The organism is Corynebacterium sp. UMB9976, from assembly GCF_030212265.1.
Taxonomy (GTDB): Bacteria; Actinomycetota; Actinomycetes; order Mycobacteriales; family Mycobacteriaceae; genus Corynebacterium.
On record NZ_JASODY010000031.1, the window covers coordinates 1 to 11,207 of the forward strand.

The following is an 11,207-nucleotide window of genomic DNA, read 5'->3' on the forward strand; positions in this document are numbered from 1 at the left end:
AGCTATTCTTTGGTGATTTGTGGTGTGTGGTCTGGGGTTATGGTGGCATGCGGACACACTTTTCTTTACTTAACCCAACTTCGCCGCTACCTGCCAGCCTGCTGATCGCGCGCCCGTTCCGCACGCACGGACGCCACCATCAGGCCCACGAAATTCAGCCCGATCAGGCAACCAACGAGTAGGAAGACCAAGCCCGCAGCCCACAGCCCCGAGGAATCACCGGCGGCAGCCCAAAAGGACCACGCGAGCGAGAACCCCGCGGTGAAACCCAGCACAACTCCCAGCGCGCCGGCGAAAAGCCAGCGGGTCCGCAGCGAAAGCATCACCACCGCACACACCGCACCGACACCGCACGCAACCACTTGCCAATCTGCATAGGGGCCACCCATTGGCAGGCCCAGCTGGTCAGGGGTCCAGCTGAGGAAAAGAACCCAGACCACGAGCCCGGCCAAGAAGGCCCACACCCCAGCGCGCACCGTTCCAAGCAGCTTCCACCAATCGCCATTCGCTACCACGTCCTGCCCGTTCTTCTGCTCACGGCGTTGCACAAGCCAGGTCGCGAGCAACTGCAGGCCGAGGGGAAGTGGCCCGACAATGACGTACACCAGCAGTACGCCAAGCACGAGGTTAATAACTGAACTCATAGAGCAATTTTACCGCCAAAAGCTCTCCCTGCCGCACTCGCGACCGCGTGATGAAGAACACCTCCGGGCCCTCGCCACGCAGCTTCCGCAATCCCCCGCGCAGCACCGCGCCCGTGGGTTAGCGTGATCCCATGACAGCCCGCAATGAACACTCTTCCGCCGCAGCACCGGACAGCGCCCACAACGACGACCCCGCCTCCCGCCACGGCGAGGTCACGCTGAACGTCGAGGACGGCATCGCCTACGTCACCCTTCGCCGTCCCGGCAAGCTGAACTCCCTCACCCTGTCCGTTCTCGACGACCTGGTCGCCACCGCGCACAAGATCCGACGCGACCGCACGATTCGGGCCGTCATTCTCGCAGGTGAAGACCATAATTTCACCGCAGGTTTGGACTTCGGCTCCGCGTTGAAGACCCCCGCGGGCATCGCCAAGGCCTTCGCTCCCCGGCCGTGGCGCGGTACCAATACCTTCCAGGAGGCGTGTTGGGCTTTCCGTCGCCTGCCCGTGCCCGTCATCGCGGCAGTCGAGGGCTTCTGCTTCGGCGGTGGTGTGCAGCTCGTCGCGGCCGCGGATTACCGCTTCACCACCGCGGACGCCCAGTGGTCCGTGTTGGAGGCCAAGTGGGGCCTGATCCCGGACATGTCGGGGATCTTCTCCCTCAAGCAGCTGCTGCCCATCGATACCGCCAAGCGTTTGACCATGACCGGCGAGGTTTTCGACGGCACCCGCGCCGTAGAGCTGGGGCTCGCCTCCGAGGTTGCGGAAGATCCGGCCGCGGCCGCCCGCGCACTCGCCGAGGAGCTGGCAACCCGCTCCCCGGATTCGGTGGCCTACGCCAAGCGCATCATCGACGAGACCTGGACCGCCGGCCCGCGCCGCACCTTCTTCATGGAACGCGCCCGCCAGGCCCGCCTGCTGGTGGCCAAAAACACCAAGATCGCCCAGAAGGCGGCGGCCAAGGCGCGCGGCGCAGTTGTGGACGCCCGCTTCAAGCCCCGCGAGGTCCGCTAGCCCCCGCTCGACCGCCCCCTCCCGTTCCGGACGGTTCCGCCGTTCTTGAGTGCGTTGTTCCCGCGAGGTCCGCTAGCCCAGGTAGGTCACCGGCTCGCGGGAGAGCAGCTCCGGACGGAAGCTCGCCGCCCAACCTTCGAGGATCTCCGCCGGTGACGCGCCTTGCGCCAGGGCGTCGCGCACCCCATTCGGCTCGCCCAACGCCTCCCCCAACGATTCGCCGATCCACGCCAGGGCATCCTCTACCCCGAGCTCGCGCATCGTCACCGCGCCGTCGCGCTTCGCCAGGCGCTTGCCCTCCGGCCCGAGCACCAACGGCACGTGCAGGTATTCCACCTCCGGCAACCCCAGCAGCCCAGCCAGGTACGCCTGCCGGGGTGCGGAACTCAGCAGGTCATCCCCGCGAACCACCTGGTCCACGCCCGCGAGCGCATCGTCCACCACGACGGCCAGGTTGTACGCATACTCGCTGCCGTCCAGCTGCGCGGTGTTCCCGCCGCGCCGCAGCACCATGTCATCCACCTCGCCGGTATAGGTCCCTTCTTTTAGGACGTCACCGCCCAGCGCCTCCCCGGCAGCGAAGCCTTCGGTGATCGTGTGGGTGGTGACCAGGCTGGCCGGGGTGGCGTCGGAGGAAGAAAGGTTGCCGACCCGCAACCGCAACGCAGGACTACGGCCTGCCTCGGCGAGCTCCGCCCGGCGCGTGGCTCGTTCCTCGTCACTGAGGTTCCGGCAGGTCCCGGGGTAGGCCCCTGGGGCGGCGTGTGGGGCACGGGAGGCCTCCTGGATGTCCTTGCGCGAGCAGTAGCACTCGTAGACCCGTCCCTGGTCAGCAAGCTTTTGCAGGGCAGCCGCGTAGTGGTCGAGGCAGTCGCGCTCGTAGACGATCGGGCCGTCGTGGGTGATTCCGAGTGCAGCGAGGTCCGCGAGCTGCCGGCGGGCGGATTCCTCGGAGGAGCGCTGGGCGTCGATGTCGTCGACGCGCAGGTGGAAGGCCCGGCCACTGTGGCGGGCGAAAAGCCACGCGAGCACCGCGGTGCGTAGGTTGCCCAGGTGCAGGTCGCCGGAGGGGCTCGGCGCGTAACGCCCGGCGCCCCGCGGTGTTGAACCGGCGCCCCGCCGTCTTAGACCAGCCCCCTGGCTGCCCACTCCCGCTCCCCCATTAGCCAAGGCGCTGCTCCCAACCCGGCCCGTAGTAGCGCCCCATGAACTCAGCCCGGTACTCCTCGAAGCGACCCTGCAGCATCGCCTCCCGAATGTTGTCCACCAGCTTGATCATGAAGTGCAGGTTATGCAGCGTGCACAGCGTGCCCGCGAGGTATTCCTTCGCGCGCAGCAGGTGGTGGATGTAGGCGCGGGTGTAGTTCTCAGACACATAGCCGCCGACCTCGGCGTCCACCGGCGTGAAGTCTCGCCGGAAGCGCGCGTTGGAGAGGTTCATCCGCCCATCGAGCGTGTACACCCCACCGCGGCGACCGAGCCGGGTTGGTGCCACACAGTCGAAGGTGTCCGCACCTGCGGCGATGGCGGTGAAGAGGTCATCCGGTTCGGAGATGCCCAGCAGGTGCCGCGGCTTGTTGTCCGGCAGCTCCTGGGAGACCCACTCCACGATGGTTCCGAGGTTCTCCTTCTCCAGGGCCCCTCCGATCCCGAAGCCACCGAAGCCGCGCTTACCCTCCGCCTCGGCCTCCTCAGAAAGCTGCACCAGTCCGCGGGCCGCCTGGCGGCGCAGGTCCTCGTACTGCGCCCCCTGCACCACGCCCCACAGGGACTGCAGCGGCCGGTGGCTACGCAGCTCCGTCTGGCGCTGGTGCTCCTCCAGGCAGCGCTTCGCCCAGCGGTGGGTGCGCTCCACCGACGCTTCCTGGTACTTCCGGGTATTCGCCAGCGTGGTCAGCTCGTCGAAGGCGAACATGATGTCCGCCCCCAGCTGGTGCTGGATCTGCATGCTGACCTCGGGGGTGAAGCGGTGCTTGGAGCCGTCGATGACGCTGCGGAAGTCCACCCCGTCCTCGTCCACGATCGCCATGCGCTTCTTCTGCTGCGCGATGACCTTATCCTCGGAGACCTTCGAGTCCATAGCGAGGACCTTCTTGTAGCCCACGCCGAGGCTCATGACCTGGAATCCACCGGAATCCGTGTAGGTCGGCCCGTGCCAGTTCTCGAAGGTGGCCACGCCGCCGGCCTCGTCGACGATGTCCGGGCCGGGCTGCAGGTAGAGGTGGTACGCGTTGGAAAGGATTGCCTGCGCCCCCGCGGATCGCACCTGCTCCGGGGTCAGGGTCTTCACCGTCGCTTTGGTTGCGACGGGGATGAAGGCGGGGGTGTTGATGTTCCCGTGCGGTGTCTTAAGGACGCCCACCCGGCCCTGCGTCAGTCGTGTTTCGCGGTCCCCTTCGCCGGAGTGCGATGCGATCGGGTCGGTCACCTCGCCCAGGGGCTTGAGGAGCTCGAAGGACGTATCAGTGGCAAACCCGGCCGCGTCGTGCGGTGGCTGCGAGTGGGATCCGGAAGTCATAACCGACAGTCTAGTGCTCGCCCCGGACATGCCCGTGGCGAACTGCTGGGCGGTGTCCACGAAGGCTCAGTGATACCCCGCGCCGCACGTGGAAAACTCATACTGAGAATAAGACTGGGAATATTTCACAGTGTCATTCCAAGTTTACAAGTATTACTGATACCTATGCGACCTGCACTAACGTCAGTGCTGACCAACGCACACTTTTAAAAACTCCAAGTCTTAGCCCGAAACTCTTGTTTTTAGAGGTTTAAACCTTTAAACTTTCAATCATGACGTGGGATTCGGCACGCATTCAGCAAGAGGTCTCCTGGTTTCGCCTCCGTCAAGGGGACTCAACAACCGTCGAGGTGAAACGCGCTGCCCACGGCCTGCCAGAAAACTTAGGGGCAACAACCTGCGCTTTCGCAAATATGCCCGAGGGCGGAACGATCATCCTTGGCATCGACGAGCGATCAAACTTTGACATTGTGGGAGTGCCAGAACCCGCGAAGCTCGAAGCCGGGATTGTCGATCAGGCGCGCAACGCCATCTCCCCGTGCCCGTACATCAACACGTACTCAGTGAGAATGGGCACCGCCGAAGACGCCCCGACCGTCGTTGTCGCCGAAGTTCAAGGTTTGCCGATCCAGGAAAGACCCGCTCGGTATAAGCATCGCGCCTATCTCCGACAGGCTGATGGCGACTACGAAATGCACGCATCCGACCTGCGGATGATCGAGGCCGCGAAGTCTCCGGAAAACCCCACGGCGGACTACGACATGCGGCCCGTGCCCAACACGTCGGCCAAAGACCTGGACGAAAAACTCGTCCAGCAAGTCGCCAACGACCTGCGCCAAGCGGTGCGCCCCTTCCGGGATATCGACGATGACCTCGAGATTCTCAGGAAAATTACGGCCGTGCTACCCACCGGGGAGCTCAGCGTGGCCGGGTACTACGCCCTCAGTACTTTCCCCCAAGGGGTCTACCCAGCTCTCAGCGTGACCTGTGCGGTCCGGCTCCCCGACGCGCCCCCTTCACACAGCCAGTCGTCCGCAAGAACCCGGAACCTCGAGCGTTTCTCTGGTCCACTGCCCACCCTCCTCGACCAAACGATGGAGTGGATCACCGCTAACCTCAGCACGTACCAGGCCTACCTCCCCAACGGGCATATGGTGGATCGTCCAGAGCTGCCGCTCAACGCCATCCGAGAGGCCGTGGCCAATGCACTCATCCACCGAGACTTGGGCCCCGACACCCTCGAAGAGGGCCGCAGTATCGATGTCCGCATTACCCACAAGGCACTCATGATTATGAGTCCCGGTGGGTTGAAATCCCTGTCGGTCAGCCAACTGAAAAGCGACGAGCTCTGGCGCCAAGAAGTGAATCAGCGGCTCTACCGGCTCGCGAGGTCGCTGCGGGATGACGCTGGGCACAGAATCATCGAGGGTGAAGGCGGTGGCGTCCAGACCATCCTGAAATCCCTTCGCGAACAGGGGCTCAAGCCGCCCACATTCGTCGACACGGGTGTGAAGTTCACCGCGTTCTTCTGGCGCGATACTGAACCTCAGCTGCGCCCCGACATGGGTGGCGAGACTGCTGCCCCCGAGGCTACTGCCCCCGAGACTACTGCCCCGGCGCCGACCGATTCCCAGGCCTCTCCGGCGCCTACGCCTACCTCGCCGACCCGCACCTCAAAGGCACAGCCATCCCCGCAGTCATCTCCCGCAGCGCAGCCACGCCCCGACCTGGAAAAGCTCGGCAAGAATGCCCCGGCTGTGTACAAGGCAGTCCACACCGCGGGGGTTGGAGGGGCCACGGTAACGCTAAAAAGCATCATCGACGCAACCAACCTCAGCGAAAGCCAGGTAAGGTACGCGCTCAAACCACTGATCGAGCAGGAGCTCGTCCACATGCATGGCGGTCAAGGGCGACGCGGTACCACCTACACCGCTGCACGGTGACCAGCTCCCCCAACCACACGCCTAGCGCTTGGCAGCCTCGCCGATCTCCCCGCTCGCGAAGGCCTTCTCCAGCGCCGAGCCCTCCACATCCACGGTGGGTAGCACCTTGTCCAGCCACTTCGGCATCCACCACGTCCCCTTGCCGAAGAGGAACATCAGCGCCGGGACGAACGTCATACGGATGAAGAAGGCGTCGAACAGCACGCCCGCGCCGAGCGCGAAGCCGAAGATCTGAATGAACGGCAACGGCTGGAAAACGAAGGAGGCGAACACGCCGATCATGATCAGCGCCGCCGCCGTCACTACCTGGGCACCCAGCGAGAAGCCACCGATGACGGAATCCTCCACCGCGGTGTAACGAGAACCGCGCGCCGCGGCCTGCGAATCGTGCAGGAAGCGTTCGCGCATGCGGGAGACGATGAACACCTGATAGTCCATGGCCAGGCCGAAGGTCACGCCGATGAGGAAGATCGGCACGAAGCTGACCAGCGGGCCCGGCGAGTGCCACAGATCCCACAGCCCCTCCTGCCAAAACAGCACAGTCACGCCGAAGGCCGCACCCACGGAGAGCAGGAACCCGAGCGCCGCGATGAGCGTGACCACGATGGAGCGGAAAACCATCAGCAGCAGGATCAGCGCCAGACCCACCACGAGCCCCAGGTAGATCGGCATCGCGTCGGCTAGCTTGTCGGTGACGTCCTGCTGGATCGCGGTCAGGCCGGTAATGCCGATCGTCGCGCCGGTCGCGGCCTCGATCTCCGCCTGCTGCGCCCGCAGCGTGTGGATCAGCTGCACGGTCCGCTCATCCGTCGGGCCTGCCTTCGGGGTCACCAGCAGCTGCGCGGCGGTTTCGTCCTCACTCATGCCGACGATCTGCGCGTTGACCACGTCCGCGTTCTGCCGCATCTGGTCCGCGGCGTACATGAACGTCGCTTGCGCCGGGCTCGGTTGATTGTCCGACGTCGGTTCCGTGCCGCCACGGTAAGGCTTCAGCGCCTCCGCATCCCCGCGGGCCTCGGAGCCGTCCACCACGACGAGCATCGGGGCGTTCTTGCCGCCGCCGAAGCCCTCTTCGAGCATCTCCGCGGACTTACGCTGCGTGGAGGTGACGTTCGCCGTCTTATCCGAGGGCAGCGCGAGCTCCAGGTTCAGCACCGGGATCGAAAGCCCGGCCAGTACCACCATCACCAGGGCGAGCATGAGCCCGGGCACGCGGTGCACCAGCTTCACCCAGCGCACGCTGAAGGTGTTCTTCTGCTTCTCTGGCGGCACGGCGCGCGCCTCGGTGTCGTGCGGGCCGGCTGCTTCCTTCTTGAACACCCGGTCCCCGAGCACGCCCAGCAGGGCGGGCAGCAGGGTCAGGGCCACCAGCACGGCGATGAAGACATTCGCCGCGGCCGCGTAGCCCATGTATGTCAGGAAGGTGATGTTCGCCAGGCGCAGCGAGACCAGCGCGATAATCACCGTGAGACCCGCGAAGACCACCGCCGAGCCCGCGGTACCGGTCGCCAGGCCAATCGCATCCAGTCGGCTGCGCCCGTGCCGCAGCTCGTCGCGGTAGCGGGCCATGATGAACAGCGCGTAGTCGATACCGACCGCCAGGCCCAGCATGAGGCCCAGCGTTGGCGTCATAGAATTCAACGGCACGAAGAAGGTCGCGCCGACCGTCAACAGCGTGCCGATACCGATGCCAACCACCGCGGTGAGCAGCGGCAACCCGGCGGCGAGCAGGCTGGCGAAGGTCACCCACAGGATGATCAGCGCCACCGCCAGACCGGCGATCTCACTGATCGGTTCGACGGCGACGGGGTCCGCAAAGCCCAGGCCACCGGCCTCGACGGTGAGTCCTGCGTCGCGGGAGATGTTCATCGCGTCGGTGACGGCGGCACGGTCCTCATCGGTGACATCCGCTGGCACGGGGACGTCGAAGCTGAAGCTCAGCACCCCAGTGCGGCCGTCGTCGGACACAGCACGCAGGGTGTGCGCGTCCAGCAACGCGGTCTCGCGCGGCAGCCCCATCTCCGTTTCCTGCTTGACGAGCTCCTTCTGCAGCCCGTCGTTCATCGTCACGGGATTGTGCAGCTGGAGGGTGTCGCCGAGGTGCGAAACGTCCTTCTTAATGGCCTCGACGGTGCGGTCCATCGCCGCCATGTAGTCGGGGTCCTTGAGCTGCTTGCCCTCCGGGGCCTGGAAGACGACGTTGACGATCGATTCCTCGCCAGGGTCGCCCATCTCGGGGAACTTCTCCTGGAGCAGCTCGGTGGCGTGCGTGGAGGGCATGTCGTCGATTTCGAAGACGTCGTTGAAGCCCTTCTGGCTCGTGAGCGCGGCCGCGCCAATGCCGACGAGGACGACCAGCCAGATGCCGATGGCGAGCCACTTACGAGTAAACGACCAGCGTCCGAGGTGAAACAGGAACTTCGCCACGAGCTAAGGCAGCCTTCCATGCCGGGAAAAGGGGTATCACTCCCAGCCTAGTGGGTCGTGGCTTAGGTGCCCTAAGCGTGTACGGACAGCTAGGCAGAATAAAAATCCCCGTCCGGGAGGGACGGGGATCGCGTTGCGGTGGTGGAGGGATTTGAACCCTCGGAGGTTTTACCCTCACTCGCTTTCGAGGCGAGTACCTTCGGCCGCTCGGACACACCACCAGGATCACGGCACGAAGCCATGAAAACCTTCGATAAGAGTAGCAAAACCGCACCCGCGCCCCAAAAGCCACGCCACCGCTTCGGCGGCGACCTGTGCCGGTAGTGCCCCGGCGGCCCGTGCAGTAGTGCCCGGCTCCCCGCAGGGTTAGCGGAGCTTTTCGAAGAAACCCCTCAAGAGCTGCTCGCACTCCGGCTGCAGCACGCCCCCGCGCACCTCGGCCTTATGCAGCGGTGCCTCCCGCGGCAGGTCCCACACGCTGCCGCAGGCCCCGGTGCGCGGCTCGTAGGCGCCGAATACGATGCGGCCCACCCGCGCCCCCAGCGCAGCTCCCGCGCACATCGCGCACGGTTCCAAGGTCACGACCAAGGTGCAGCGCTCCAGCCGCCAGGAATCTCCGAGAGCTCGGACCGCCTGCCGCAGCGCGAGGACCTCCGCGTGCGCCAGCGGGTCGGCGTCCTGCTCCCGACGGTTCGTCGCGGTAGCCAGGAGCTGACCGTCGGCGTCGACGACCAGCGCACCGACCGGTACATCCCCCGGCGGCGTGGAACGGGCGACGTCGATGGCCTGCCGCATCAGCTCCTCGTCAGCGACGTGCCCACCCTGCCGGGGCAGACCGCCCCCGATGAGCCAGTCCGGTTGGGCCGGGCTGCCAGGCTCAGTCGTCATCGTCCTCGTCGTCAGGCAGGTTGGCGTCCAGCAGGTCGGAGAGCTCCTCGTCGAAGCCCAGCTCCTCAGCCACACAGATCAGCTGCTCCGCCGGGTAGTACTCCGGATCGTCGAAGACAACCGTGAGCAGTTGCTCGGACACACCCAGGTCCTCCAGCATGTCGAATTCACCCTCTGGCCAGGGGGTATCGTTCTCGTCGGCCTCGTCGGCCTCTTCCTCGGTGGGGGTGTCGACGTCCAGCTCGTCGAGCATGTCGGTCGCCAGGTAGTCATCGATCGCCGCGGTGGCGTCCGACATCAAAATCCCCACTCCACCAGGGACGGGGCGCACGATCGCGCACCAGGAGTCCTCGATACAGACCAGCCCCAGAACGGCACCTTCGGCGCGTTCGCTGCGGAGGTGGTCGACGAGGCTCTCGAGGGAATCGGTCGCGTCATCAGGCAGCTCGCGGAGCGCCCAGCCATGCTCGGTGCTGGTCGCCACGACAGCGATCGTGTCGAAGGAGTCAGTGTTACTCATGTTTCGGATTTTAGCCGGTCGCCGGGCGTGAGTCTGCACCGCTGGGGCACCCGCTGTGGTCGGCACTCCGGCTGCCGCGCGGGCTGCTTCAGTCCCCGGCGCGTATCCGGGGCTTATGAGAGAATTAAAGCGTGAGTACGCAGCATGAATCCGAGTCCACCCGTCACCCTCTGCACCCGTCCCCGGGAACCCCGACCGCGTTCGAGCGCTTCCCGGTGTGTGTTCTGGGTCTGGGGTTGATCGGTGGCTCTCTGCTGCGTGATCTCGCGGACGACGGCTGGCCAGCGTTCGGTTGGAATCGTTCCGCGAAGACGGTTTCTCAGGCCACCGAGGATGGTTACGACGTCTCCGGGGACCTCACCGCGACCTTGCAGCGCGCGGAACGGGAGGACGCCCTCGTCGTCCTCGGGGTTCCGGCTCCTGCGCTACCGGAGATTTTGGACGCCGTCGGCCAGCACGCCCCGAGCGTGGGCCTGACCGATGTGACCAGCGTGAAGGGCGAGGTCCAGGCGCTGGTCGAGGATCGCGGGATGGCTGATCGCTTCGTCGGCGGGCACCCGATGGCAGGAACTGCGCATTCGGGCTGGCGCGCGACCCTCAACGGGCTCTTCGACGGCGCCGTGTGGGTGGTCGCCTACGACCGGGCCGTCGCTGAGAACGAGCCACCGCGCGCGTGGTTCACCACCTTCGAGCGGGTGGTGCGCATGGCAGAGACTACTGGTGCGATCACAATCCCGAGCCGCTCGGGTGCGCACGACCGCGCGGTGGCCCGGATTTCCCACCTGCCGCATGTTTTCGCCGAGACCTTGGCGATGGTGGGCGACCAGGGCGGGCCGCTCAGCCTCGCCCTGGCCGCAGGGTCCTTCCGGGACACCACCCGGGTGGCTGGCACCGCCCCATCGCTGGTCCGGGCGATGTGCGAGGGCAACCGGGATGCGCTGATCGAGTGCTTCGATGAGGCCCTGGAGATCCTCAACCAGGCTCGCGAGGAGCTGGAGCACAAGGACCTCAGCGCGCTGACGGAGGCCGGCTATGCCGCCCGGAAGCGCTACGAGGCTACGACGAAGCACGGGGATGCCACGGATCCACGCCCGGTTATTCGTGTGAGCCCCGGGGCGAAGGGCTGGGTGGATCAGCTGCTCAGCGCGGAGTCCATCGGCGCACGCATCGAGATTTTGGGTTAAGGGTCAAAAAGTGTGTCTGGCCCGGCGTGTCGTGGGGGTTAGATTTGGCCTTTTTGGATGCCGATTGAGT

Annotated in this window: 9 protein-coding genes and 1 tRNA gene; 3 read left to right on the plus strand and 7 right to left on the minus strand. The window is 65.6% G+C overall.

Annotation, left to right across the window (positions count from 1 at the left end; all coding sequences use genetic code 11):
- Positions 1-86 precede the first annotated feature (86 nt).
- Positions 87-644 carry a hypothetical protein gene (locus QP140_RS09320; protein WP_284759361.1) on the minus strand — a complete coding sequence of 186 codons (558 nt, stop codon included), beginning with the start codon at positions 642-644 and terminating at the stop codon, positions 87-89.
- A gap of 131 nt (positions 645-775) precedes the next feature.
- Here QP140_RS09320 and QP140_RS09325 point away from each other — a divergent pair, with 131 nt between their 5' ends.
- Positions 776-1,657, plus strand: a complete 882-nt coding sequence (locus tag QP140_RS09325) for a crotonase/enoyl-CoA hydratase family protein (RefSeq protein ID WP_070759773.1) — start codon at positions 776-778, stop codon at positions 1,655-1,657.
- Between the two features lie 72 nt (positions 1,658-1,729).
- On the opposite strand, the gene gluQRS is transcribed toward QP140_RS09325, so the two are convergent.
- Complete coding sequence (gene gluQRS / locus QP140_RS09330) at positions 1,730-2,806, minus strand: tRNA glutamyl-Q(34) synthetase GluQRS (protein ID WP_284759367.1); 1,077 nt, start codon at positions 2,804-2,806, stop codon at positions 1,730-1,732.
- Positions 2,807-2,819: 13 nt separating this feature from the next.
- Positions 2,820-4,175: a tRNA guanosine(34) transglycosylase Tgt gene (gene tgt / locus QP140_RS09335; RefSeq protein ID WP_262369072.1), complete on the minus strand. Its 1,356-nt coding sequence runs from the start codon at positions 4,173-4,175 to the stop codon at positions 2,820-2,822.
- A gap of 272 nt (positions 4,176-4,447) precedes the next feature.
- Here tgt and QP140_RS09340 point away from each other — a divergent pair, with 272 nt between their 5' ends.
- Entirely contained in the window at positions 4,448-6,118 is a 1,671-nt protein-coding gene (locus QP140_RS09340; protein ID WP_284759363.1) for an ATP-binding protein, read from the plus strand.
- Positions 6,119-6,139: 21 nt separating this feature from the next.
- Here the strand turns inward: QP140_RS09340 and QP140_RS09345 are convergent, their stop codons facing one another.
- The 4 genes from QP140_RS09345 to QP140_RS09360 all read right to left on the minus strand — a co-directional run bounded on the left by QP140_RS09345 (position 6,140) and on the right by QP140_RS09360 (position 9,953).
- The gene (locus tag QP140_RS09345) at positions 6,140-8,545 is read right to left on the minus strand and encodes an MMPL family transporter (protein WP_284759365.1); all 2,406 of its coding nucleotides are present in this window, start codon (positions 8,543-8,545) and stop codon (positions 6,140-6,142) included.
- Between the two features lie 136 nt (positions 8,546-8,681).
- Positions 8,682-8,766, minus strand: a tRNA-Ser gene (locus QP140_RS09350).
- A gap of 145 nt (positions 8,767-8,911) precedes the next feature.
- Positions 8,912-9,433, minus strand: coding sequence for a nucleoside deaminase (locus QP140_RS09355; protein WP_442875038.1), 522 nt, complete (start codon positions 9,431-9,433; stop codon positions 8,912-8,914).
- Entirely contained in the window at positions 9,423-9,953 is a 531-nt protein-coding gene (locus QP140_RS09360) for a tRNA adenosine deaminase-associated protein (RefSeq protein WP_231837671.1), read from the minus strand. The genes QP140_RS09355 and QP140_RS09360 overlap by 11 nt, the downstream gene beginning before the upstream one ends.
- Positions 9,954-10,123: 170 nt before the next feature.
- Here QP140_RS09360 and QP140_RS09365 point away from each other — a divergent pair, with 170 nt between their 5' ends.
- Positions 10,124-11,137 (plus strand): prephenate dehydrogenase, encoded by a 1,014-nt coding sequence (locus QP140_RS09365; protein ID WP_284759368.1) that lies wholly within the window; start codon positions 10,124-10,126, stop codon positions 11,135-11,137.
- Positions 11,138-11,207 lie beyond the last annotated feature (70 nt).

Coding starts and splice junctions, on each gene's coding strand:
- QP140_RS09340 (WP_284759363.1), top strand. CDS start 4,448: ATGACGTGGGATTCGGCACGCATTCAGCAAGAGGTCTCCTGGTTTCGC.
- QP140_RS09355 (WP_442875038.1), bottom strand. CDS start 9,433: ATGACGACTGAGCCTGGCAGCCCGGCCCAACCGGACTGGCTCATCGGG.
- QP140_RS09325 (WP_070759773.1), top strand. CDS start 776: ATGACAGCCCGCAATGAACACTCTTCCGCCGCAGCACCGGACAGCGCC.
- QP140_RS09360 (WP_231837671.1), bottom strand. CDS start 9,953: ATGAGTAACACTGACTCCTTCGACACGATCGCTGTCGTGGCGACCAGC.
- tgt (WP_262369072.1), bottom strand. CDS start 4,175: ATGACTTCCGGATCCCACTCGCAGCCACCGCACGACGCGGCCGGGTTT.
- QP140_RS09320 (WP_284759361.1), bottom strand. CDS start 644: ATGAGTTCAGTTATTAACCTCGTGCTTGGCGTACTGCTGGTGTACGTC.